The 24,739-nt window shown below is 36.8% G+C and carries 24 protein-coding genes; 9 read left to right on the top strand and 15 right to left on the bottom strand.

The genetic code is table 11. The features are described 5' to 3' along the window. Positions 1 to 70: 70 nt before the first annotated feature. The 10 genes from AQF98_RS02540 to hemA all read right to left on the bottom strand — a co-directional run bounded on the left by AQF98_RS02540 (position 71) and on the right by hemA (position 10,597). Positions 71 to 1,201 (bottom strand): hypothetical protein, encoded by a 1,131-nt coding sequence (locus tag AQF98_RS02540; RefSeq protein WP_055130344.1) that lies wholly within the window; start codon positions 1,199 to 1,201, stop codon positions 71 to 73. Between the two features lie 326 nt (positions 1,202 to 1,527). Next, positions 1,528 to 2,076: a CopD family protein gene (locus tag AQF98_RS02545; RefSeq protein WP_055130345.1), complete on the bottom strand. Its 549-nt coding sequence runs from the start codon at positions 2,074 to 2,076 to the stop codon at positions 1,528 to 1,530. A 60-nt stretch (positions 2,077 to 2,136) separates the two neighbouring features. Continuing rightward, positions 2,137 to 3,162 carry a uroporphyrinogen decarboxylase gene (gene hemE / locus AQF98_RS02550; protein WP_055130346.1) on the bottom strand — a complete coding sequence of 342 codons (1,026 nt, stop codon included), beginning with the start codon at positions 3,160 to 3,162 and terminating at the stop codon, positions 2,137 to 2,139. A 6-nt stretch (positions 3,163 to 3,168) separates the two neighbouring features. Continuing rightward, positions 3,169 to 3,687: a hypothetical protein gene (locus AQF98_RS02555; RefSeq protein WP_055130347.1), complete on the bottom strand. Its 519-nt coding sequence runs from the start codon at positions 3,685 to 3,687 to the stop codon at positions 3,169 to 3,171. Continuing rightward, positions 3,687 to 4,394 (bottom strand): response regulator transcription factor, encoded by a 708-nt coding sequence (locus AQF98_RS02560; protein WP_055130348.1) that lies wholly within the window; start codon positions 4,392 to 4,394, stop codon positions 3,687 to 3,689. Before AQF98_RS02560 ends, AQF98_RS02555 begins: the two co-directional genes overlap by 1 nt. 1 nt (position 4,395) lies before the next feature. Next, a complete protein-coding gene (locus AQF98_RS02565; protein ID WP_055130349.1) occupies positions 4,396 to 5,262 on the bottom strand; it encodes a sensor histidine kinase KdpD in 867 nt (288 codons plus the stop codon). Between the two features lies 1 nt (position 5,263). Further along, positions 5,264 to 6,637, bottom strand: a complete 1,374-nt coding sequence (hemL, locus tag AQF98_RS02570) for a glutamate-1-semialdehyde 2,1-aminomutase (RefSeq protein WP_055130350.1) — start codon at positions 6,635 to 6,637, stop codon at positions 5,264 to 5,266. An 88-nt stretch (positions 6,638 to 6,725) separates the two neighbouring features. Next, a complete protein-coding gene (gene hemB / locus AQF98_RS02575; protein WP_055130693.1) occupies positions 6,726 to 7,694 on the bottom strand; it encodes a porphobilinogen synthase in 969 nt (322 codons plus the stop codon). A gap of 15 nt (positions 7,695 to 7,709) precedes the next feature. Continuing rightward, the gene (gene hemC, locus AQF98_RS02580; protein WP_055130351.1) at positions 7,710 to 9,287 is read right to left on the bottom strand and encodes a hydroxymethylbilane synthase; all 1,578 of its coding nucleotides are present in this window, start codon (positions 9,285 to 9,287) and stop codon (positions 7,710 to 7,712) included. Between the two features lie 83 nt (positions 9,288 to 9,370). Continuing rightward, complete coding sequence (gene hemA / locus AQF98_RS02585; RefSeq protein ID WP_055130352.1) at positions 9,371 to 10,597, bottom strand: glutamyl-tRNA reductase; 1,227 nt, start codon at positions 10,595 to 10,597, stop codon at positions 9,371 to 9,373. A 175-nt stretch (positions 10,598 to 10,772) separates the two neighbouring features. On the opposite strand from hemA, the gene AQF98_RS02590 reads away from it, so the two are divergent. Continuing rightward, the gene (locus tag AQF98_RS02590) at positions 10,773 to 11,609 is read left to right on the top strand and encodes a S9 family peptidase (protein WP_055130353.1); all 837 of its coding nucleotides are present in this window, start codon (positions 10,773 to 10,775) and stop codon (positions 11,607 to 11,609) included. Here AQF98_RS02590 and AQF98_RS02595 read toward each other — a convergent pair. Further along, the gene (locus tag AQF98_RS02595) at positions 11,590 to 12,312 is read right to left on the bottom strand and encodes a LytTR family DNA-binding domain-containing protein (RefSeq protein ID WP_055130354.1); all 723 of its coding nucleotides are present in this window, start codon (positions 12,310 to 12,312) and stop codon (positions 11,590 to 11,592) included. The two genes, AQF98_RS02590 and AQF98_RS02595, sit on opposite strands and share 20 nt — an antisense overlap. Before the next feature lie 2 nt (positions 12,313 to 12,314). Beyond that, a complete protein-coding gene (locus tag AQF98_RS02600) occupies positions 12,315 to 13,409 on the bottom strand; it encodes a sensor histidine kinase (protein WP_055130355.1) in 1,095 nt (364 codons plus the stop codon). Between the two features lie 236 nt (positions 13,410 to 13,645). Here AQF98_RS02600 and AQF98_RS02605 point away from each other — a divergent pair, with 236 nt between their 5' ends. The 5 genes from AQF98_RS02605 to AQF98_RS02625 all read left to right on the top strand — a co-directional run bounded on the left by AQF98_RS02605 (position 13,646) and on the right by AQF98_RS02625 (position 18,778). Continuing rightward, entirely contained in the window at positions 13,646 to 13,960 is a 315-nt protein-coding gene (locus AQF98_RS02605) for a hypothetical protein (RefSeq protein ID WP_152969617.1), read from the top strand. A 101-nt stretch (positions 13,961 to 14,061) separates the two neighbouring features. Continuing rightward, positions 14,062 to 14,268 (top strand): hypothetical protein, encoded by a 207-nt coding sequence (locus AQF98_RS02610; RefSeq protein ID WP_055130357.1) that lies wholly within the window; start codon positions 14,062 to 14,064, stop codon positions 14,266 to 14,268. A gap of 101 nt (positions 14,269 to 14,369) precedes the next feature. Further along, complete coding sequence (locus tag AQF98_RS02615; protein WP_200911827.1) at positions 14,370 to 16,682, top strand: glycoside hydrolase family 3 N-terminal domain-containing protein; 2,313 nt, start codon at positions 14,370 to 14,372, stop codon at positions 16,680 to 16,682. A gap of 11 nt (positions 16,683 to 16,693) precedes the next feature. Next, on the top strand, positions 16,694 to 18,148 hold the full coding sequence (locus AQF98_RS02620; protein ID WP_055130695.1) for a glycoside hydrolase family 30 beta sandwich domain-containing protein: 1,455 nt from the start codon (positions 16,694 to 16,696) through the stop codon (positions 18,146 to 18,148). Positions 18,149 to 18,310: 162 nt separating this feature from the next. Then, positions 18,311 to 18,778, top strand: a complete 468-nt coding sequence (locus AQF98_RS02625; protein ID WP_235524159.1) for a hypothetical protein — start codon at positions 18,311 to 18,313, stop codon at positions 18,776 to 18,778. A 50-nt stretch (positions 18,779 to 18,828) separates the two neighbouring features. Here the strand turns inward: AQF98_RS02625 and AQF98_RS02630 are convergent, their stop codons facing one another. The 3 genes from AQF98_RS02630 to panB all read right to left on the bottom strand — a co-directional run bounded on the left by AQF98_RS02630 (position 18,829) and on the right by panB (position 21,127). Beyond that, the gene (locus AQF98_RS02630; RefSeq protein WP_055130358.1) at positions 18,829 to 19,287 is read right to left on the bottom strand and encodes a hypothetical protein; all 459 of its coding nucleotides are present in this window, start codon (positions 19,285 to 19,287) and stop codon (positions 18,829 to 18,831) included. 136 nt (positions 19,288 to 19,423) lie between these two features. Beyond that, positions 19,424 to 20,110 carry an RluA family pseudouridine synthase gene (locus AQF98_RS02635; RefSeq protein WP_055130359.1) on the bottom strand — a complete coding sequence of 229 codons (687 nt, stop codon included), beginning with the start codon at positions 20,108 to 20,110 and terminating at the stop codon, positions 19,424 to 19,426. 201 nt (positions 20,111 to 20,311) lie between these two features. Next, a complete protein-coding gene (gene panB, locus AQF98_RS02640; RefSeq protein WP_055130360.1) occupies positions 20,312 to 21,127 on the bottom strand; it encodes a 3-methyl-2-oxobutanoate hydroxymethyltransferase in 816 nt (271 codons plus the stop codon). 353 nt (positions 21,128 to 21,480) lie between these two features. On the opposite strand from panB, the gene carA reads away from it, so the two are divergent. From carA to AQF98_RS02655, 3 genes are all read left to right on the top strand, one after another. Then, positions 21,481 to 22,593: a glutamine-hydrolyzing carbamoyl-phosphate synthase small subunit gene (carA, locus tag AQF98_RS02645; protein WP_055130361.1), complete on the top strand. Its 1,113-nt coding sequence runs from the start codon at positions 21,481 to 21,483 to the stop codon at positions 22,591 to 22,593. A 180-nt stretch (positions 22,594 to 22,773) separates the two neighbouring features. Continuing rightward, the gene (locus AQF98_RS02650; protein ID WP_055130362.1) at positions 22,774 to 23,541 is read left to right on the top strand and encodes an ABC transporter ATP-binding protein; all 768 of its coding nucleotides are present in this window, start codon (positions 22,774 to 22,776) and stop codon (positions 23,539 to 23,541) included. An 84-nt stretch (positions 23,542 to 23,625) separates the two neighbouring features. Then, a complete protein-coding gene (locus AQF98_RS02655) occupies positions 23,626 to 24,717 on the top strand; it encodes an ABC transporter permease (RefSeq protein WP_055130363.1) in 1,092 nt (363 codons plus the stop codon). The last annotated feature ends 22 nt before the right edge of the window (positions 24,718 to 24,739 follow it).

Below are 24,739 nucleotides of genomic sequence, written 5' to 3' on the forward strand. Positions count from 1 at the left end.
AAAAATTAAAATAGTATGATTGTTAAATGATTTCATTGTTAAATCTTCTATTTAAAAGGATACAGCTATTTTATTTCTTACGCTTAAAAAGCCTAAAATCTTCTTTGTAGGTTAAGAATAAAGAATGGTTAAATTGAAGATTGTTATCGCTATTTCCGAGGTCTACATGGGGCTCAAAACGCACATCTAGGTATAAGTTTGGCACCAGTTCTTTTTGATACACATACCTGATAGCCAAAATACTTCTACTACTTTGTTTGAAACCGTTTTCGTACAGGTTTTCGGAAACGGATTGGTAAAGTGGCATTCCCTTAATGGTTAGAAAGTTATTGCCTTTCCAGTAAGAGGCAACCAGACTACCCCATTTGGTATCCATACCTGCATTTAACCACAAACCAAAACCACCTTGGTACGCTCTTCTTTTAGTAGGCGAAAAATCTTTATAAACTGCGATGTAGTTATCTGTAAATATTTCTTTGATATTGTTACCTATGGCTTTGTGAATTTTGATCCCTGTGGCACCATTGAACAGCGTACTGATTGGCGTTTCTTTTTGGATATCAATTTGCCCACCTTGGTGATAGGCCAGAAATTGAGCAGGAATAGTTATTTTCCATCGGCCTCTTTCCATAATGGTGCTTTCTGTATTCAGGCCTCCTACAATCTCTTCTTTGGCAGGATCGCCTTTATAGATCATTTTCTGCCAAGCAATCCAACTGTCTAATTTGAACTTTTTTCTATCGATCAACAATTGCGTTCCGTATTCAATTGGCGTAGTGATCTTACGTTCAAAATCATAGATCGGTTCAATATAACCATGCTGGATGTTTCCTTCTAAACTACCGAAAACTAAGGTGAGGTTTCTTTTATGATATTTAACGTTGAACAGAAGATTTACATCGTATAGGCCATTGTTTCCAAAATCTTTGCGCAAATAAGCACCTGTGGTAATGGCCAAATTAGGATTGGCATAATAGACCAATTGTGGTTCTATTTGTGTACCATATAAGGTATAGCCATCGTGAAATGCGTTAGAATATTCGTAATTTCTTACGTAATTAAAATTATAGAAATTGAAATGGAGTTCTTTACTTAAGCTATCTGTTGGACGAATTCGATTAAAGATCGCTTCGTTGTTAAACTGTGCTTGGACAGAACAGCCCACACAAATTAAAAATAAAGTAAGTAGCTGTTTTTTCATATATGGTATATTAGTTCATTGTTTTTACTTCGCCAAGCTCAGTATAAACTAGGGGCTCAGACTGACAAAGTCTTCGGTTCATTGGTTCATCAGTTCAATGGTTCATAGGTCAGCTGTTCAATAGTTCATTTGTTGTAAATCAATAACCATCTTAGCTCTTCCATTTTACCTCATTAATTTCATTAGTAAAAAGTTTTAGTACAAAGATTTGTTTCAGTAAAGCATTCCAATTTTGTGAATACTACTTACTCACAACTTTTAACTTTATACTCTATCCCCATCTTCCATTTTACCTCTTCCATCTACACCTTAGAGGGTTTAACAACTTACTTCGAGTTTTTCTCTCTATAACGTTTATAGGCTTTAACAGCAAACATAATTACCAATGCCAAACCCATAATCCCAATCAAACCATAAATCCAATCGACGGCATTTTTAAGGATCACTGTAAATACAATGGCTACCATAAAGATAGTGGCCAGCTCGCGCCATAGCCTTAGCTGAAAACTGTTCATTTTATAGATCCCAGCCTGCAACTGTTTAACAATTCGTTGGCAAATAAAGTGATAAATGATCAAGGCGATAACAAAACCGAGCTTTACCATCATCCAATCTGCTTCTAATAAACTCGGATTAAGGTAAAGCATTGAAGCACCTGCCAAAACAGAAATGATCATCGCTGGTGTGGCAATGATCTTCCATAAAGTCGCTTCCATTTTAAGAAACTGTGCTACTAAAACACTCCGATCTGGTTCTGGTTTATCGTTAGCTTCGGTGTGGTAAATAAAGAGACTCAAGATATAAAACAGACCGGCCATCCAACTGATGACAAAGACAACATGGACCGATAAAAAATATCTGTAATACTCTTCCATTTATTTAAGCTTATGTTTATTAACCTTGGTCTATTTCAGTAGACTAAAGCCATCTCTAAATTAATACCTAAATTCTTTAACCACCTCAATTGCATATTTTACATTATCGAAAGGGATATCTGGCATAATGCCATGCCCTAGGTTAAATATAAAACCTTGCTCGCCACGCATGCGCTCAAACAACTGTAGAATATGTTTTTTGATTACAGGCTGATCTGCGTATAAAATATGTGGGTCTAAGTTACCTTGTACTGCAATACCTGCAGGTAACGCTTTTTTAATATTCAATAAATCTGCATTCCAGTCAACCGAAATTACATCTGGTTTGGCCTCTGCCATAATTGGTGCAAAAACAGAACTTCCTTTACAGAAAGAGATTACAGGTACATTTGTTCTGTTTAACCCTGCAATAATCTGTTGGTTGTATTGGTGAGAAAACTCTTGGTAATCGTTCCAAGATAAAGCCAATGCCCAACTGTCAAACAACTGTAGTGCATTTACACCAGCAGCAATTTGTAAGTTCAAGTAATCTGTAGTTACCTTCGCTATTTTTGCCAACAGGCGATGTGCCAATTCTGGATGGTTATGGATTAATAACTTGGTCAATTTAAAATCTTTCGACGAACCACCTTCTACCAAATAACTCATTACGGTAAATGGTGCACCAGCAAAACCGATCAAAGGAATACTTCCATCTAAACGTTGTTGGATCACTTTAATGGCATCAGCTACATATTGTAAACGATCTACCACATCAGTTTCTAATTTATCGATATCGGCAGCGGTACGCACCGGATTTGCAAATTTAGGACCAACACCTTGGGTAAAACTCAAATCGCCGCCCATGGCCTCGCCAGTTACCAAAATATCACAGAAAAGAATAGCAGCATCAATTCCTAATAAATCTACTGGCAACATGGTTACATCTGCAGCAATCTCTGGGTTTTTGCACATCTCTAAAAAAGAGTATTTGTTCTTGATTTCCCAGTATTGAGGCATAAAACGACCAGCTTGACGCATCATCCATACTGGTGGGCGTTCTGTAGATTTTGAAAATGCAGCGTCTAAAAATAAGTTATTCTTCATCTTGTATTAGGCCAATCCGTTGGCTTCTTTCTCTATAATTTTAATAATTTCTTGTGCTCTTGATGTGGTGGCCAGCTCTTTCGCTTTTTCGATATAAGCTTTCGCTCTTTCGCCATCTTTTTTTCGCAGGGCGAGATTGGCCAAATGAATCAGCACAAAGGCTTTGTCATTTTTTCCTCCCAAAGGAAAACGGCTGGCAATCTGGAAATGAAATTCGGCAGCTTCAAAATCTTCCTTTTGCAAGGCGATATTTGCTTTCATAAACTCATAATATCCACGACGGTTTTTGGCCAAGCGATCTGGATTGGCAACTTCATCCAATATTTTTTCAGCTCTTTCGTAATTTGCATCTTTAAAATGTTTAGAGGCCAATAACACAGAACTGTGCTTAAAATGGCTCCATAACACAAAGGCAAAGAGAAAGCCGGCTATTGCAGCCAGCTGATATTGATTGTAATATAAACTTACCAATGCCGACATGGCAAAAGTTGCCATTAAAGCATATCTGCTCCAGGTATTATACATTAATTTGTGATGTCTGTAAATTTATAACCAACACCTCTAATCGAGTGGAAATACACTGGATTTTTTTGGTCTGGTTCAAAGTATTTACGGAAAGTAAGGATAAAGTTATCAATCGTTCTAGTAGATGGATATACGTCGTAGTTCCAAACTGTTTCTAAAATCTGCTCACGAGATACGGCTTCGTTCTTGCGCTCAATCAATAATTTCAACAGCATGGTTTCCTTTTTAGTTAAAGGTACCACTACACCATCATCTTGTTTCAACTCAAATGAATTGAAATAAATGGTTTTATCGCCAATTTTATAAGAGTTCAACTCTTTTAGGTCATCAGCCTTTAAGCTACGTTTTACTAAAATTCCAACACGAAGAATAAGTTCTTCTAAATTGAAAGGTTTAACCAAATAATCATCAGCTCCTTTTTTAAGACCCATTACCCGGTCTTCGCTTGTATTTTTAGCTGTTAAAAATAAAATAGGGACTTCGGTATTTTCTAAACGAATGGTTTCACATACTTGGAAACCGTCCATCTCAGGCAACATTACATCTAAAATAATCAAGTTGAAACGTTCTTCCTTAAAAACTTTTAATGCAGTTTTACCGTCTTTAACAGCGTGAACTTTATAACCTTCTAATTCGAGGTTTAATTTAATGGCATCTAACAAATGATCTTCGTCTTCTACCAACAGTATTCTTAATTTTTGTGGCATATCAATTAAATGTTACTTCAAAAATTGCACCTTGCGGTACGTTATCTTTAACGCTAATATCAGCGTCGTGGTTTTGTAATACCTCTTTAACAATAAACAAGCCAAGTCCAGTACCCTTTGATTTACGCACATTTTCGTCGCCAACTCGGTAAAATTTATCAAAAATAAGCATCTTTTCGGCATCTGGAATGCCCGGACCCGTGTCTGAAACGACTAAAAAGGCCTTACCGTCATTTTGACAGAGTTCTACTGCAACTTCGGCACATGGGCCTGAATATTTAACCGCATTTTCTACTAAATTGGTCACTACTGATGACAAAGCGAATTTATCGCCCACCACTTTAACATCAGATTGAATAGCTGCTTTGATAATTTGCTGGTTACCACATGAATGTACTTGTAAGCGATCGGTAATTTTGGTCACCAATTCTGAAAAATCGAACTCCTCTTTCGGAAAAGAATAGGTTCTACTTTCGATTTTTGTAGCCAACAACATGTTTTCCACCAGGTCATCCAGCCGTTCAATATCTTTTAGCGAGTTATTGAGCAAAGAGGTTTGCATCTGTTTATCCAGATCTCTCTTTACAATAGTCTGTAAAGAAAGTTTAATTGCTGCCAAAGGCGATTTCAATTCGTGTGTAACCGATAACAAGAAATTTTGTTGTCGCTCATGCAAACGATCTTCCTTTTTAATAGAGGCGTGAATAAAATAAGCTCCTACACAAAGTAGAAAGATAAAAACAGCACCTTCTCCAATGATCATCCCTACCCTTTGAGGCTGTAGTTTAATTACAACAGTGCCCCACCAAAACATCTCCGACAAAGCGTAGAGCAATAACAAGTAGAATATGACGATCGATTTTTTCATTTTATTGTTTTCTAAAAACCAAGTCTAAAGCATCAAAAATAGCTCTTTTTGCTTTCTCTAGTTCAATTTTGGTATGTGATGCCGATACAAAGCCTACCTCGTAACCCGATGGACCTAAATAAATGCCTCGATTTAACAATTCGCGGTGCATGATTTTAAATTTCTCCATGCTTGTTGGGTCAATGTCTTCGGCAGTTTGTATTTTATCCTTATCGGTAAAGGCAAACCAAAAGATAGAACCAATGGTAAATACTTTAAATTTGTAGTTTTTTGCACTTGCAAAACGTTGAATACTTTCGGCAAATTCTTGCGCCTTTGCATTCAATTCTTTATAAAAACCTGAGCGTAAAAGCTCAGTTAAAGTAGCAATACCCGCTGCCATGGCTACCGGATTACCCGATAAGGTGCCTGCTTGGTAAACACCACCATCTGGAGAAATATGCCCCATAATTTCGGCCGAAGCACCATACATCCCTACTGGTAAACCACCACCTATAATTTTTCCATAAGTTACAATATCTGGTTTGATGCCGTAATGTGCTGCTGCACCTTCAAAACCTAGTCTAAAACCGGTAATCACTTCATCAAAAATCAATAAAGCTTTATGTTCAGTACAAGTTGCTCTTAAAAATTCGATGTAGTCTTTGTCTTGTAACAACAATCCATTATTGGCCGGAATTCCTTCAATAATTACCGCAGCCACCTGATCTTTAAATTGTTCAAAGGCTTTAGTAATGGCTTCTTTATCGTTTAAAGCAATAACAATGGTTTCTGCAGCAAAAGATTTGGGTACACCTGCCGAAGAAGTTTCGCCAAAGGTAACCAGACCAGAACCCGCTTTTACCAAAAGAGAATCGCTATGACCATGGTAACAGCCTTCAAATTTGATGATCTTATCTTTTCCGGTATAACCACGAGCCAATCTAATGGCCGACATTACTGCTTCTGTACCCGAACTGGTAAAACGGATCTTCTCTACAAAACTGTTGTTCTTGATAATCAGCTCGGCCAATTCGTTTTCTAAAGCTGTTGGTGCACCGAAACTCATGCCATTCTGCATTACCTCAATTACCTTTTCTCTGATCTTTGCATTGTTATGGCCCAAAATAAGAGGTCCCCAACTTGCACAGAAATCAATAAACTGGTTGCCATCAGCATCCCAGATCATACAACCATCGCCTTTTTGAATAAACAATGGGGTACCGTAAACCGATTTAAACGCCCTAACTGGCGAGTTTACCCCACCAGGGAAAAAGGTTTTCGATTTCGCATACAGCTCTGCCGATTTCTCACGACTAATATCAGGCTTGCTACCTGTATTTACCGGCATCTCTTCTTCGTTTCCTGAGAATATTTTCTTTAACGATTCTAACATTTATTAAGTTTTAAGTGGTAAGTGGTACGTTGTAAGTAGTAAGCGGTATATGTAACTTAAAACTTATGACGTAGAACTTATAACTCCCCTATATCCATTTCTGCTCTACTATATCTCTAATGTGGTAAGTGGTGATAATGCTTGCTCCTGCTCTGGCAAAAGCGTGCATGGTTTCCATTACTACTTTTTGTTCGTCTATCCAGCCTTTTTGCGCTGCTGCCTTGATCATGGAATATTCTCCAGAAACATTGTAACAGGCAATTGGCAGGTCTGAGTTTTGTTTCAATTTGCTAATGATATCCAGATAAGCTAAAGCTGGTTTTACCATCAATACATCTGCTCCTTCACTCTCGTCTAATAACGCTTCTCTAACCGCTTCGGTTCCATTTCTGAAATCCATCTGATAAGCTTTCCTGTCACCTTTGTTTGGGGCGCAGTCTGCAGCTTCTCTAAATGGGCCATAATAGGCCGATGCAAATTTTGTAGCATGAGACATGATGGCTACATTCACAAAACCACTTCCATCCAACTTTTGTCTAATTGCCGCCACACGTCCATCCATCATATCAGAAGGGGCTAACATATCAGCGCCAGCTTCGGCATGGTTTAAAGCCATTTTAGCAATCAAATCTACTGTTGCGTCATTTTGGATATAATCATCTTTCATGATCCCACAATGACCGTGGGTGGTATAAGAACAAACGCAAACATCTGTTACAACATATAAATCGTCGCCAAAATTTTTCTTTAATTCTTTAACCGCAACAGGTACCAGAGAATGAGCATCATATGCGGCATGTGCATCTTCACTTTTCTCATCACCCACACCAAATAACATAATTTTATTGACCCCTAGTTTTAATCCTTTTTCTACATCTTTTAACAAGGTATCTGTAGAGAAATGGCTAATTCCAGGCATGGCATCAATGGCTTTGGTTACACCATTGCCAGGCACCACAAAATACGGATAAATAAACATGTCTTTTGACAACCGTGTTTCGGCAATCATCTCTCTCACAATTGGGTTTTTTCTTAACCTACGGGGTCTATGTATCATTGTTTTATCGTTCAATTAGATATCAATTCCAAAAACGGCTTCTGCTAGTCCAATCTCATCTGGAGAATAAGGCAAAGCATATTTTACGCCCATTTCTTCAAACTTTTTACCTGTAGAGTTGCCAATAGCAATTACCTTTTGCTCTGGTTCTAATAAATTATCGGTAAAGTAGGCATCTACATTTGATGGACTGGTGAAGATCAAGATCTCAGCAGCGGTTCCATCAATGTTATCTTCAATTACCGTTTCATAAATGGGTAGATCTACAATTTTTGTATCTGCGCCCAGAGATTTCTGAATGCTCAACAATGAATCTTGTGCCCTTGGGAACATTACTGTCTGACCCACCACTAATTTTGCAAATTCTTCAGCCACTTCTACAATATCTCCACTCTCGCCAACAAAATCTGCCAGGTGACCAAACTTTCTTAAAGTATCTTCAGAACCACGGCCTACAACACCAAATTGCACCTTTTTAGGTAAAACTGGGTTGAGTTTAAAGAAATATTCTACCCCATTTCTACTGCTAAAGAATATCCAATCGAGATGTTTTAAATAAAATGGATCTAAAATATTCACAATTGGAAAAGTACGGATCAACGATCGTCCTTCTATTTCGATGTTATTTTTTTCTAAAGCTTTTCTAAAATAGCTATGCTCGCCAATTTCTCTCGAGATAAATACCTTGGCTGGCATTTTTCGCTCTTTATTAAATTTGGCCACAATTTTTTCGGCTAAACCTTCTGTATTTGTGGCTCTTACGAACAAGCGATCTGGAAAATCTTCGTCAGTTTCTGCTTTTGAAGTCCAAACTTCAAATTGGTCATTTTCTTTTTTACAGTAACAGCCTAGTGGCATGTGGCAACCGCCTTCAAAAAGGTTCAGTACTTTACGTTCTACTGCAATTTCTTCGGCAGTAGCTTGATTATGGATTTGTTGTAGCGAAGTAAACAATTCGGCATCGTTTTCACGGATCTGAATAGCCAAAGCTCCTTGTGCAGGCGCCGGAACAAGCTCTGTGGTATCTACTATCTCTACATGAAATTCGCTTAAATCGATGTTCAATCTATTTACACCGGCTTTGGCCAGCATAATGGCATCGTAATCTTCATCACGAAGTTTTTGGATACGTGTAGGTACATTTCCGCGAAGATCTTCAATATTCAGATCAGAACGTAAGGCCAATAACTGTGCTTTACGACGATTTGATGATGTACCTACCATTGCTCCCTTTTTTAGAGACAATTTTTGGCTTACATCTACACAATCTTTAAGGATCAGCAATAACTCTGAGGGATCTTCACGTTCTGTAACTGCTGCAATGATCAATCCTTCTGGATTGGTAGTTGGTAAATCTTTATGAGAGTGAACTGCGATATCGATACTTCCGTCAAGTAATTCTTCTTCCAATTCTTTGGTAAAAAATCCTTTGCCCTCTAGTTTGTCCAGTCTAAGATTTAATATTTTATCGCCCTGCGTTTTAATGATTTTTAATTCTGCATCTATACCGATGCCAGCTAACCTATCTTTTGTATTGTTAGCCTGCCATAATGCCAAATCGCTTCCGCGTGTACCAATAATTATTTTCTTCACCTTTATGCTAGTTTTTCCGCAAATTTAATCAAAATTTCGAAAGAGGGTCTGTATAGAAATGCTTGATCAAGCTAATTAAAGCCTTAGCTATTTTTTACCAGGATTTCTTTTGCCATTACCATCGGGATGGTGATGCATTTTTTCTCCATGTAATCCATAACCCGTTCCAAAACCGCTCTCGAATTGTCATCTAAAGTATTGATTTCGTCGGCAAAAACACCATTGATGGCTGTATGTTTAATCTCTTTGATTTTTTTAGGCACATCGCTCATGGCGATTTCTATTTTGCGCTGACGCAATACGGTTTCAAATTCTTTAATATTTTCGTCGATGATATGCTCTGCATTGATCAATTCGTCGTAACGTTCTTGGATATTTTTACGGGCCGTTTCCTTTAGCGATTCTACTTCGATAAAGTGCATTGGGAAATTTTTGACCACTTCTGGAGCTGTATCATTAGGTATTGCTAAGTCTACAATTACTTTTTTAGTAGTATCTCCATTTAATAAGCTGAGATAGATTTCTTCTGTAATAATGGGCTGGGTAGCACCAGTACAGGTAATGATTACGTCAAAGCCGTCTTTATAATCGGCCAAAGCCGAAAGTGGATATGCAGTACCATTTAATTCTTTTGCTAATCCTTCTGCTTTTTCAATTGTTCTATTGAAAACAGAAAAATTAGAATATTTATGCTTTTTAAGGTATTGGGCAATATTTTTATTGGTTTCTCCGGCACCGATAATTAACAAACGAGAATTGGCACACATGTTCAGGTCTCGCAGTTTACGATACGCTAAAGAAACAATAGATACTGGATTTTTTGAGATATTAGTGTGCGTATAAACTTCCTTGGCAGTTTTAACCACACGGTTCATGATCATTCTCATGTAATCGCCTGTAAAACCGGCTACTCTACAAGCTTCATAAGCTTTACGTACTTGTGCCAAAATTTCTTTCTCGCCAACCACCAAGCTCTCTAAAGAGCAAGAAGTACGCAACAAATGGTTAAAGGCCTCTACTTTTTCGTACGCTGAAACATTTGCAATAAACTGCTCCATGTATTCTTCGGGCAAGCCCATATCTAAAACATGCAGAAAGCGACTAATAAAAGCCTTATCCAATTCATGAGAAGAAGTAAATACAAACTCAACGCGATTACAAGTACCAACGTAAAATATCTCTTTGATATTTAACTCTGATTGGATATTTCTCAACCTATCGTCCAGCGTATGCTCACATATTACTAATTTCCCTAAAGCTTTTAGATCAATCTGTTGATGTGTAAATGCAATAATCTTTAAATATTCCAAAATGGGTACAGCCTATTAATTTTAGTGCGAACAAAAGTAAAAACGTAAACCCGCATATCTGTCATTATGCTGTAATTTAGGCTAATTTAGAAAGGTTTTAAATTAACCCAAAATTAACAAACCAAGTTTTTTTAAATTTGTTATTATTGTTAAAAATAGCAATTGAACATAGATTATGATACATAAAGAACAGTTTTCGTTAACAGGAGCCGATCAAAAACCTATTATAGGCGATTTAACTTATGACGATAAAAACACAAAAACACCACTCATAATTTTTGTTCATGGCTTTAAGGGCTTTAAAGATTGGGGGGCACACCATCTGGTAGCTCGTTATTTTGCGCAAAATGGCTATCGTTATTTAAAGTTTAACCTGTCGCACAGTGGAGTAACACTCGAAAAACCAAATGATGTAAGTGATATGGCCGCATTTGCCTCAAATACCGTTTCGAAAGAAATGATAGATGTAGATTTGGTCATCAATTATGCTCTACAGAACTTAGGCGTAAAAGAGGTTTTCTTAATTGGCCATAGCAGAGGTGGTGGATTAAGCATTATACAGACAGCCAATAATCCACAGGTGAAAGCTTTAATTACGTGGAGTGCCATAGCCGATTTTAGTAGCCTTTGGAAAAAAGAGCAAGAGGATGAATGGCGAAAAAATGGAAAAATTGAAGTAGTGAATGCAAGAACTAAGGAAAAAATGCCGCTTAATGTTACTTTGTTAACAGATTTTGAGGCAAATAAAGCGCAGTTAAACATTATCAATGCGGCTAAACAAATTCATGTTCCATGGTTAATTGTACAAGGCAGTGATGATGTAAATGTACCTTTTGAAACAGCCCAAAAATTAGCTGATGCAAATCCCAATAGCAGATTGATTAAAATTGAGCATGCCAATCACGTATATGGTGCCTCGCACCCTTATTTAAGCGAAACTTTGCCTGCCCAATTGCTACAGGTGTGTGAAAAGAGTTTATTATTTTTAAAATCTAATACTGCGTATCTCTAAAGCTCTTTTGTACATTCTGTTTGTAATTTCTCCCTATGGGAAGTTCTCTGCCCAAAATCTCTACCGCATAAGCATAATAGCTTTCTACTTTGGCAATGGAAATGATAAAGGAACGATGGATTCTGCAAAACTGTTCTTCTGGTAATAACTCTTCTAACAGGCCGATTTTTTGTTTAGAGATCAACACCCTATCTGACAAGACTACTTTTACATAGTCTTTGATGCTTTCAATCCAACAGATTTCATTGACATTGATCTTCATCATTTTACGATCGACCTTGAGGTAAAGAAATTTCTCTGTATTGGCCAATGATTGCTTTTCTGAAAGCACAATTTGTTTATTATTGCCAAAATGTGCTAATACTTTATCCATCGATTTTAAAAACCGATCAAAAGGAATCGGCTTCAGTAAATAATCTATCGCATTCAATTCAAATCCATCAACTGCATATTCACTATAAGCAGTGGTAAATATCACCTTGGGTGGACTTTTTAAGCTTTTTATTAAATCTGTACCATTTAAACCCGGCATTTTAATATCCAAAAAAACCAGGTCAATTGATTTTTGCTGTAAAATTTGAAAGGCTTTAATCCCATCCGGACATTTTGCAACGAGTTCAATATCAGAAAAATGCTGTAAATAATTTTCTATCACCTCTAGGGCATGAGGCTCATCATCAACTATAAGTGTCTTGATTTTCATGGTTATAGTGTGCTCATTTTATCCAAGTTAATTTCAAGTATAGCTACAAACATTTCTTCTTCGTTAAATACTTTAAGCTCATGCGCATTGGGGTAAATGATCTGTAATCGTTTACGTACATTTTCTAAGCCAATTTTACCATAATGGTTGGACGCCATTTGATCAATCGTTTCTGCTTTACTATTGCCTACCTTAAATTTAAGCAAGTTATCTTTAACCGATAAATCAATGCTTACCCAAGCCTCTCCTACTTTCTCACTTGCTCCGTGTTTAAAAGCATTCTCTACCAAAGGCAACAATAACAGAGGCGCAATTTGATGTACATCAATATTACCAGTTTTTGTAAAACTCAGGTCAAGTCGTTCTTCATAACGAATTTTCTCTATCAATATATAACTTTCCAACACTTCAACATCTTTTTTAAGTGCCACACGTTCTACATTACATTCGTAAAGCATGTACCTTAAAATTTCTGAGAGCCCCATTACAATATTTGGCGATTTAGGTGAATTGCTTAGGGTTAATGCATAGAGGTTATTTAGTGTATTGAACAAAAAATGTGGATGAATCTGTCCTTTCAAGAAATTGAGTTCGGCTTGTAAGGCTGCATGGTGGCGCTCGTACCAAAGCTTAAATGACCTGATTGCTATGGCTACCCAAACCACCAGATTTGCTCCTTTAAATGCGCTTAAATAGGCATCTGCATTGGTCAATCGCTCCCAAATTGTTCCAGTAACTTTATCCCATTTGTAATAACCTTTGCTTTTTAAATATGCATCTAGCTTAGGTTCAACAACAAATACATCCATTAACCTGGTAAGTAATGGAATAAGTATAAATACACAGAGTAGCAGTAGGAAAAAAAAGATAAAGTATTGTTTATTGAATAGAAACCTAGGCAAAAAGTACGCAACGGTATAAAAATATAAGATATGGATAGGCAAAAAGGAAAGATTATTCTCCAATGCCATACCAAAATCCTGCTTATTGTAGCCATACACAAAAGAGGTAAATAGCCAAACTACTACCCAAAAAGCAACATGAGCAACAATTCTATTAACTGAAATCGGTTTATCCGAAAACCTATAACTATTCATTACTTACAAAAATAACCTTTAGCCCACATATCGTACTTTTTTATTCACAAATGACGACAAACAACAACATTTTGTAGACAAACGACATTTTCAACTGTTATTTCGGCTCAAAAACATAACGTTATGGCTTTTATGTTATAAAAAGATAACTCTAACCATTTTTAAAGTACATATAACTACGCTAAAAATAAATGTTTGATGAGGGTTATACTTTTAGTTCAACAAAATCACACCACATGAAACTATTGATCAGCACATTCATTGCAATGCTCAGCTTAAGCCTAAGCGCACAAGAAAAAAAAGAAAATGCCAATTTTGCCAATTGGGTAGTAGAAAGCAATGTAAAAACACCCAAAAACGCTATTGTTAAATTTTACAATGCCAATCAAGAGTTGGTCTACCAAGAGGCCGTTGTAGGTAGAAAAATCAAAATTGAAAGGGCTAAAGTTAGAGAAGGCCTCAATCAGATTTTAAAGCAAATTATACAGGATAAAAAACCATCCAGCGATGTAGTAATGGCATTCTTGAAAAACACATCATCGATCTTTTAATTTTAATTGGTGATTATTTTAAATTGTTGCGCTTGTTTTTTATCTTCATACCAGCAAGACAACAAAATGCATCTTGCCATTGATCATAAATAAAGTGATCGATGGCAAATTTTGCCAAAACTTTGCAAACACACATCTTTTTTACAAAAAAAACACCTGCATTTTACCACTACAAGGCCATGTTATTTAAACGCATTAGCAAAAATGGCAAACCCCAATTGAGCCAAATGCTTATCGGCTCATTATCAATTAGAAACAATTTTAAAAAGATGCGGACTAAGCGTATCAAAACCTTATTAAGCGACTAAAAATCAATTATTTATCTTAAAATAATTGACTTACATTGTTCGGTTTTAATGCAAAATCGCAGTATTTTAGGAGTTCTTACATCCAAAATACTTAAATCGATATGAACATTAGAAACTATAGCTTGGTGCTATTGCTTACGTTAACAAGTCTACACGTTTTTGCACAACAGAAACAAAACCAAACCGCATTACAACAAAAGGTAAATTCTTTATTGGCCAAAATGACATTGGAAGAAAAAGTTGGGCAGATGGCCCAAATTACTTTAGATGTGATTGGCAAAGGTAAAGATCGTTTTAGCAGCGATGAACCATTCACCTTAGATGAGGCTGCGATGCAAAAAGCATTGGTTAAATATAAATTAGGCTCTGTACTCAACGCATCGAACAACAGAGCTAGAACTCCTGAACATTGGTTTGAGGTAGTAAGTAAAATACAACAGGTAGCTATGTCTAACAAAAATGCGATCCCTGTATTGTATGGTATAGATGCCATTCACGGCGAAACCTATACTGCAGGTGCCACCATGTTTCCACAACAGATTGGTCAGGCCGCTACATTTAACAGAGCATTGGTACTAAAAGGAGCTGAAATTACAGCTTACGAAACCAGGGCAAGTTCAATTCCTTGGGCATTTTCGCCTTTGTTAGATTTAGGAGCTGATCCTCGTTTTCCACGTCAGTGGGAAAGTTTTGGAGAAGATCCTTACTTAATTTCAGAATTAGGCAAACAAATGATCTATGGTTTCCAAGGAAAAGACAACAACATTGCCAATCCTTTTAAGGTTGCGGCTTCCATTAAACACTTTTTAGGTTACCAAGTTCCGGTTTCTGGTAAAGATAGAACACCTGCTATTATTTCTGACCAAGCTTTAAGAGAGTACCACTTACCTCCATTTAAAGCAGCCATTGATGCTGGTGCAAAAACAATTATGATCAATTCGGGACTGATTAATGGCGTACCTGTACATTCTAGCTACAAAATATTAACCAAATTGTTAAAAGAAGAACTGGGCTTTAAAGGTTTAGTAGTTACCGATTGGGGCGATATTGAGAACTTGTATAAAAGAGACCATATTGCCAAAAACAATAAAGAAGCCGTAATGATTGCCATTAATGCTGGTATAGATATGTCTATGATCGCTTATCAATATGAACCATTTTGCGATGATCTAATTGCTTTAGTTAAAGAGGGAAAAGTGAAACAAACACGGATAGACGATGCAGTAAGAAGAATTTTAACAGTGAAATATGAACTTGACCTATTCAACAAACCTACTACAAACATTAAGGATTATCCAGAATTTGGAAGTAAAGCCTATGAGCAGGCTGCGCAAAATACCGCAGCAGAATCTATCACTTTATTAAAAAACACTAACAATGTATTGCCTTTAAGTAAATCGGCCAAAATTTTGGTTACTGGCCCGAATGCCAATTCGATGAGAACCTTAAATGGTGCTTGGACCTACTCGTGGCAAGGTGAGAAAGTAGAAGATTTTGCAGCCAAATACAATACCATTTTAGAAGCTTTACAAAACAAGGTTGGCAAAGAAAATGTAACCTATAGCCCAGGAGTTAGCTACAAAATGAGCGGCAAATATTTTGAAGAGTATGCCGATAAAATGGAAGAAACAATTGCTGCCGCAAAAAATGTAGATGTAGTTGTGCTCTGTTTAGGTGAAAATTCTTACACAGAAACTCCGGGCAACTTGAGCGATTTGTATTTATCAGATTTACAAACCGAATTGGCGCAAAAATTAGCAGCAACCGGAAAAACAATCATTTTAGTTTTAAATGAAGGTCGTCCACGTGTAATTAGCAAGTTTGAGAAGAAAATGAACGCCATTGTACAAACCTATTTGCCAGGTAATTTTGGTGGCAATGCACTGGCCGATATTCTATATGGTGACGTTAATCCATCTGGAAGATTACCTTATACCTACCCACAATTTCCAAATGCGCTATTTACTTATTACCACAAACCGTCTGAGGCAAGAGGAACTACTGAAGGTATCTACAATTACGATGCAGATTACAACCCTCAATATGTGTTTGGCCATGGATTAAGTTATACTACTTTTAGCTATGGCGATATCAAACTAAGTAAAAACACCTTAAAGAAAGGCGAAAGCTTAACGATTAGTGTTGACGTAGGCAATACAGGAAAAGTGATCGGGAAAGAAAGCGTATTGCTATATATTTCAGATTTGATTGCTAGTGATATCAGTCCAGATATTAAACGTTTAAGAGGCTTCGATAAAATTGAATTAAAGGCTGGTGAAAGCAAAACAGTTACTTTTAAAATTAAAGCTGAAGACATTGCTTTTGTAAATAGCGAACTTAAAAAAGTAACCGAAGCCGGGGAATTCCAAATTCAACTTGGGGACAAAAAAATCAAATTCAATTACATCCCTTAAACATGACCAGTATGAAATTCTTCTCGAGCATCTTTTTTGGCTTTGCCGTTATTCTGGTTTCTTGTGCTTGTAAAAAAGGTACAAAGACAGATGACAATAAAGGTGGGCCAACATTACCTCCAGTAGTTACGCCGGTAACCAGCGATGTTAGTTTTTGGTTAACCAAAGGTGATCGATCGGTATTGCTACAAAAGCAAAATGTTGCACTTAATTTTTCGGCAACAAACAATGGAAATACAACTATAGAAGTAGACCCATCGCAAGTTTTTCAAACTATTGATGGTTTTGGTTATACTTTAACCGGAGGAAGTGCCACTTTAATGAACAGTTTAGGTACAGCCGAAAAAGACGCTTTAATTAAAGAATTGTTCTCAAATGAAGAAGGTGCTATTGGGGTGAGTTATTTACGGGTAAGTATTGGCGCATCAGACCTCAGTGCCAACGTTTTTACCTACAATGAAAGGCCAACGGGACAAACCGACATTAACCAAGATTACTTTTCTATTGAAGCTGAAATGACCGATTTGGTCCCTATTCTAAAGAAGATTTTAGCAGTCAATCCAAATATTAAAATTTTGGGCTCTCCATGGACAGCACCAACTTGGATGAAAACCAACAAAGCGTACAAAGGCGGAAGTTTAAAACCCGAATACTATCAATCTTATGCAAAGTATTTTGTAAAGTATATCCAGGCCATGAAAGCGCAAGGTATTACCATAGATGCCATTACTATACAAAATGAACCATTACACCCCGGGAATACACCAAGTATGTATATGGAGGCTGTAGATCAAGCTAATTTTATTAAAAGTGCTCTTGGGCCAGCCTTCCAAACCGCTGGTTTAGCTACTAAAATTATTGTGTACGACCATAATGCCGATCGACCAGATTATCCGATGACAATTTTAGCTGATCCTGCTGCCAATGTTTATGTAGATGGCTCTGCTTTCCATCTGTATGGTGGTAACATTTCGGCGCTCTCTACCGTTCGCAATGCCTATCCTAACAAGAATGTGTATTTCACAGAGCAATGGGTTGGTGGACCGGGTAATTTTGCAGAAGACCTGAAATGGCATGTATCTACCTTAATTGTAGGTGCCACCAGAAACTGGAGCCGCAATGTATTGGAATGGAACTTGGCAGCAGATGCAAATTATAATCCGCATACGCCAGATGGAGGCTGTACCACTTGTTTAGGTGCGATCACTATTGCTCCAGCTGTAAGTAGAAATGTAGCTTATTATGTAATTGCTCATGCTTCTAAATTTGTTAAACCCGGTTCTGTGCGCATAGGTTCTACCTTAAACAATACCTTGTCTAATGTAGCGTTTAAAACTCCAGAAGGTAAAAAAGCATTGATTGTAATGAACACTAGCACATCAGACCAAACATTTAATATTAAAGATGATGGCAAGATTGTAACCACCACCTTACCTGCCGGTTCTGCTGGCACCTATGTTTGGTAACATAAGAGTTTCATATTTATATGATTGATTAGTTAGCCCCGCTCCTTAGCGGGGTTTTCTTTTGAACCGATTATTTATCGATCTGCGAAACTTTTTTGTACCATTACTGTTGATACTTTAGAAAAGGTAAATAAATGAAGCTAAAACTCAAATGATATTCCAATGAAAAAAACTTTTTTGATACTGATCAGCCTTGCAAGTTTATTTGTAGCATGTCAGGGTAACAAAACCGAACAAAGCACTAACGATTCGCTGGCTTTGGATACCACAATTACACCAAGCACTGAACAGCTTTGTTATGCATATGTTAAAGATAAAGATACGGCAAGCCTAACTGTTATGACCAGTGGTTCGATTACAACTGGAGAGTTAAACTATAAATTGTACGAGAAAGATAAAAATACCGGAATTTTTAAAGGAGAAATGAGGGGTGATACCTTAATTGCAGACTACACTTTTAAAGCTGAAGGAACCGAATCTGTTAGACAAGTTGCTTTTCTCAAAAAGGGAGATCAACTGTTAGAGGGTTTTGGAGACATTGAAGAACAAAATGGAAAAACTGTTTTTAAAAATATTGCCAAGTTAACTTTTGGGCAAGCGATGGTTTTTACCAAAGTGGATTGTCATTAGATTGATTAAAAAACAAAGCCCATTACGTTTGTAATGGGCTTTGTTTTTAGTTATTTCGCTGCTGTTTTTCCAGCGATAGTCCACTGCTGAACTAGTTTTTCGTAGTATTCGATATACTTTTGATTTTCTTTAACTGGCAGTTTAGCACCCCAAGTTGATGCTTTTGTTGCCCAGGCATTAAACTTATCTTGCGCTGCTTTTACAGCAGGAACATCTTTCTTTGCAAGTGCTGCTACATATTCTTCTTTAATTGGAGTAAACTCTTTAAATCCCTCATTAATTTCTGAAACTGAAAAATCTGGAGCTGAAACTTTGGCTTTTTCAATTTCTTCTGCCGTTGCTGGAGTAGTTGAAGTAGCTGCTGTAGGAACTGTCGTTTTCGATGTATCTGTTTTAGTTTCTGCTATACCTGTAGAATCTGCTGCACCATCCTTTTTCTCGCTTTGGCAAGAAACAATTGTAAGGCTTAAAAAGCCCAATGTTAATGCTGTTAAAAATATTTTTTTCATCTGTATATAATTTATTCTTTGCACAAAAGTATTAAAATCGTTGCAAATAAAACAATAGGGAATTGTTAAAATTTTCAGCCTTCATTTTCCCTACAAACAACTTTGCTTCAACAATTTCGTTAGAAACATCAACAACTTAAAATTTTTCAAAACGCTCCCAAAACCCATCTACGGGCAAAGGTGCAAAAATGTTGACCGGCTCTTTTTGTACTGGATGGATAAACTCTAATCTACGGGCATGTAAACAAATACTTCCTTTTCTACTTCCACGTGGATAACCATATTTATTATCGCCTACAATTGGGCAATCCATGGTAGAGAGTTGCACACGAATTTGATGCGATCGCCCCGTTAGTGGATTTACTTGTAACAAATAAAAACCACCAACCTCTCCTATTAATTTATAATCTAGTTCTGAACGTTGACTATTCGGCACCTCTTTGTTATAGGCCGTTACTAAATTTTTCTGTGGATTTTTAATTAACCAATGTACTAAGTTTCCTTCCAGTCTAGCAGGCTTATTGCGAACTACCGCAAAATAGGTTTTACGTACTTCCCTATTTTTAAAGATGGCGTTCATTCTTTCTAAAGCTTTGCTTGTTTTTGCAAATAAGATTACCCCACTAACAGGCCTATCTAAGCGATGTACCACACCCAAAAAAGCGCCATTTGGTTTATTGTACTTGGCAGCAATGTACTTTTTTACTTTCTCATCTAAAGGTTCGTCTCCTGTTTCATCTACTTGCACAATATCGCCAGAGCGCTTATTGATGGCAATAAGATGGTTATCTTCGTATAAAATATCTGCTTCGGTAATTGGCATTTTGTAGTATCAAGTATTTAGTATCAAGTATCAAGACTTGAGTTTTAATTGTTCTATTTTTTCTTTGTGAACTGAATGAAGTAAACTAAACCCGATTGAATGAAAAGCCCCAATTTTTATTGGGCTTGTAAGGAAAGCGGGACTATCGTAACCGAGAAGCACTAAAACTGCTTTTCAAATTGAATTTATTCTTTGTTCCAATTAATATTGTTCCTTTTCATTTGGAAAATCTTTTGCTTTTACATCTCTGATATAAGATTGGGCAGCATTTAAAATTCCATCGTAAAGGTTTACATATTGACGTAAAAAACGAGGTTTAAATCCTTTGGTTAGGCCAATCATATCATTCACCACTAAAACTTGGCCATCGCAACTTGGTCCTGCACCAATGCCAATAGTTGGAATAGTTACACTTTTTGTTACTTCTTCAGCTAATTTAGCAGGGATTTTTTCTAATACTACCGCAAAACAGCCTGCTGCTTCTAAAGCCAAAATATCTGTTTTTAATTTGTTAGCCTCAGCTTCGTCTTTAGCTCTAACGGTATAAGTACCAAATTTATAAATAGATTGTGGAGTTAAACCCAAATGGCCCATTACCGGGATTCCAGCTGTAATAATTCGCTGAATAGATTCTACAACTTCTGTACCTCCTTCTAATTTTACCCCATGTGCACCAGACTCTTTCATAATGCGGATGGCAGAATTTAAGGCTTCTTTTGAGTTGCCTTGATAGGTACCAAAAGGTAAATCTACCACTACAAATGCACGACTAGCACCACGAACTACGCCTTGTGCATGATAGATCATTTGGTCTAATGTAATTGGTAAAGTAGTTTCATGACCCGCCATCACATTCGAGGCCGAATCGCCAACCAGTAAAACATCTAAACCGGCATCATCTAAAATGGTTGCCATAGAGTAATCGTAAGCGGTTAACATCGCGATCTTTTCACCACGGTGTTTCATTTCTTGCAAAATATGCGTAGTAATGCGCTTTATTTCTTTGTTTACAGACATGTTTTTTGTTTTGATAGACAAAATTAGGTTTTATTATTGAATAACAGGAAATGGTGAATAGGAAATAGGCAATAGAGAATAGGAAATGGAAAATAGAATTTAATACATGGTTACAAAAATAGAACAGATAGGTTTTAACCAAAGCCTATTTCCTATTCGTCATTTTCGATTACCTAAATAAATATTAAAATTTGACAAAAAACTCTTGAAAAATCCATTGAAAAACCTACCTTTGTATCCTGAAATGAATGAGTTCGATCAGATTTCTTTAATATCTTACAAAAACGGCAAAACCGTTACGAAATTCCATTCTTTTTTCTCTTTTTTTACCCTCAATTCTTATTGGAATACACATGACTAACTACACCAAGTTACCTGCAATTTTGTTATTGGCCGATGGCACTGTTTTTTATGGCAAGGCTGCCGGAAAAATTGGAACAACAACTGGCGAAATTTGCTTTAATACTGGCATGACAGGCTATCAAGAAGTATTTACAGATCCTTCTTATTTTGGACAAATTATGGTAACTACCAATGCCCATATTGGCAATTACGGTATGCATAAAGAAGAGGTTGAATCTGGTTCGATAAAAATTGCCGGATTGGTTTGTAAAAACTACAACATTCTATACAGCAGAAAAGAAGCTTCAGAATCGATACAGGATAATTTCCAAAATGAAAATATTGTAGGGATTTCTGAAATTGATACTCGTGCTTTAGTTCGTCACATCAGAAACAAAGGTGCAATGAACGCCATTATCTCTTCTGAGATTACCGATCTTCAGGAGTTGAAAAAGAAATTGGCTGAGGTGCCTGATATGAGTGGTTTAGAACTTTCATCGCAAGTTTCTACTACCGAAGCTTATTATTATGGCAATCCTGATGCGACCTATAAAATTGCTGCCTTAGATTTGGGCATTAAGAAAAACATTTTGCGCAATTTTGATGCGAGAGATAGTTATGTAAAAGTTTATCCTGCAAAAACCACATTCGAAGAAATGGATAAGTGGGGTGCAGATGGTTATTTCATCTCTAACGGTCCTGGCGATCCTGCGGCAATGCCTTATGCCATTGACACTGTTAAAGCAATCTTAGCTGCTGATAAGCCTTTATTCGGTATTTGTTTGGGTCACCAGTTATTGGCAGAAGCCAATGGCATTGGCACTATGAAAATGTTTAATGGCCACCGTGGATTGAACCACCCAGTTAAAAATATTATTAAAAACCATTGCGAAGTTACTTCTCAAAATCATGGTTTTGGAGTAATCCCTGATGAGGTTAAAAAATCTGATAAAGTAGAAATTACACACGTCAATTTAAACGACAACTCTATAGAAGGTATTCGTGTAAAAGGCAAAAAAGCATTTTCGGTACAATACCACCCAGAATCTTCTCCTGGACCACACGATTCTCGTTATTTATTCGATGATTTTATCGGCATGATTAAAGGTGAGCTCACCTGGTAGGTTATAACTTTGATTAAAATTTATTCAATTTAAGGCCATAAGATTAAACTCTTGTGGCCTTAACATTTTTTAGTCGAGCGTTCACATTTCACCCTGAAAAATCATCATTTTATCGACATTTTACTACCATTCAGATAAAATTCATTCTCTATTCTTCTAAACCTTCTTACATTTATCCTCATGGAAAAGAATAATGCCATTATTAGCGTTAAAGATCTAGTAAAAAATTACGACGATTTCAAAGCAGTTCAGGGTTTGAGCTTTGACGTTTATGAGAACGAAATTTTTGGGCTGCTTGGGCCAAATGGTGCGGGTAAAACAACAACCTTAGAAATTATTGAGACCTTGCGTCAAAAAACGTCTGGTGAAGTAATTGTTGATGGTTTTTCTGTAGACAAAGACCCTAGTTCCATTAAACGAATTATTGGCGTGCAACTCCAAGCTGCTGGTTATTACCCAAACTTAAATTTGGTAGAACTGTTGGAACTGTTTTCAGGTTTATACGGTGTAACGGTAAACCCAATGGAAATGTTAGAGAAAGTGAACTTACAAGATAAAGCAAAAGCAAAGTACAAAGCTTTATCTGGCGGACAGAAACAACGTTTTTCTATTGCTACTACCTTAATCAACGAGCCAAAGATCATTTTCTTAGATGAACCCACCACAGGTCTAGATCCACAAGCTAGAAGAAACTTATGGGATCTGATTACCGAAATCAGGGCTAATGGCACTACGGTTGTGATTACCACACATTATATGGATGAAGCTGAACAATTATGTGATCGTGTAGCTTTTGTTGAGCGTGGACAGATCATTGCACTAGATACCCCAGATAAATTAATCGACAATTTAATTGCTAGTGGTTTTGAGCGTAAAAAAGAGGTAAAAAAGGCCAATCTCGAAGATGTATTCATTAACCTTACCGGCAAAGAATGGCGTGAAGATTAGCTTTAAGTCAATAACTGTTTAAAACCTAACAATTACAACAATCAAGCAATACAACTAATCTATTAACCTTTCAACTCCGATATCATGCAAACACCATATAGCCATACCAAAGCTACCTTAGCACTTGCCAAAGCAAGTTTTAGATCCATTATGCGCAGCCCATCGGCTGTAGTATTTACTTTAGCCTTCCCACTCATCTTTATTTTAGTATTTGGCTTTTTAGGTGGCGGTGGAACAAAATTAGATGTGGCTGTTGCACCTAATTCTGACCTAAACAATCCAATTGTAAATGCATTGGGCCAAATGAAGATCATTAGATTAACCAAAAATGATAGTCAGGACAACATTGATAAAAAATTAGAAAAAGGAACTTATGATGCTTTAATTAGCGTAGAAAAAAACCCCAATGGTGTGCCTGCTTATTTCACCAACGTGAAATATACCTCAGCATCTTTAGACAAAGGAAACATCTTAAAATCGGTTTTAAATGAGCTTTCTTATAATTTAAATACCCAAAATCTAAAACCAACAGTAACAGAAATTAGAGCAAGTACAGTAAGTGGTCGTTTGTACCGCACTATTGATTTTATCTTGCCAGGACAATTGGGTTTCTCTTTGTTAAGCACTGGGGTATTTGGTACTGCATTTGTGTTTTTTAGCCTGCGTCAGAACCTAGTGATCAAACGTTTTTTTGCTACACCTGTAAAACGCTCTAGTATTGTGTTGGGCGAAGGTATAGCACGTATCGGCTTTGCTTTATTGGGTGCCTTATTTATTATTTTGATTGGTCATTTTGCTTTTAAATTCACTTTGATCAATGGGGCTTTTACTGTGCTCAATATGTTGGTACTAGCTACCCTTGGCGTAATTGTATTTATGGGATTTGGTTTTGTGGTTTCTGGCATTGCCAAAAGTGAGAGTACAATTCCGCCAATTTCAAACATCATTACCTTACCACAGTTTTTATTATCGGGCACTTTCTTTTCTATAGATGCCTTCCCAACTTGGCTACAGCCCATTAGCAGAGCATTGCCTCTTACCTATTTAAATGATGCCATGCGCAAAGTTGCTTTTGAAGGCGCAAATTTATGGGATGTCAAACACCAGATATTAATCATGGCAATTTGGGGAGTTGCGATTTATGCCGTAGCCGTTAAAACTTTCAAGTGGGAATAATAAAACTATACCAATAGGATAT

Origin of the sequence: Pedobacter sp. Hv1, assembly GCF_001412215.1 — a bacterium.
GTDB lineage: Bacteria > Bacteroidota > Bacteroidia > Sphingobacteriales > Sphingobacteriaceae > Pedobacter.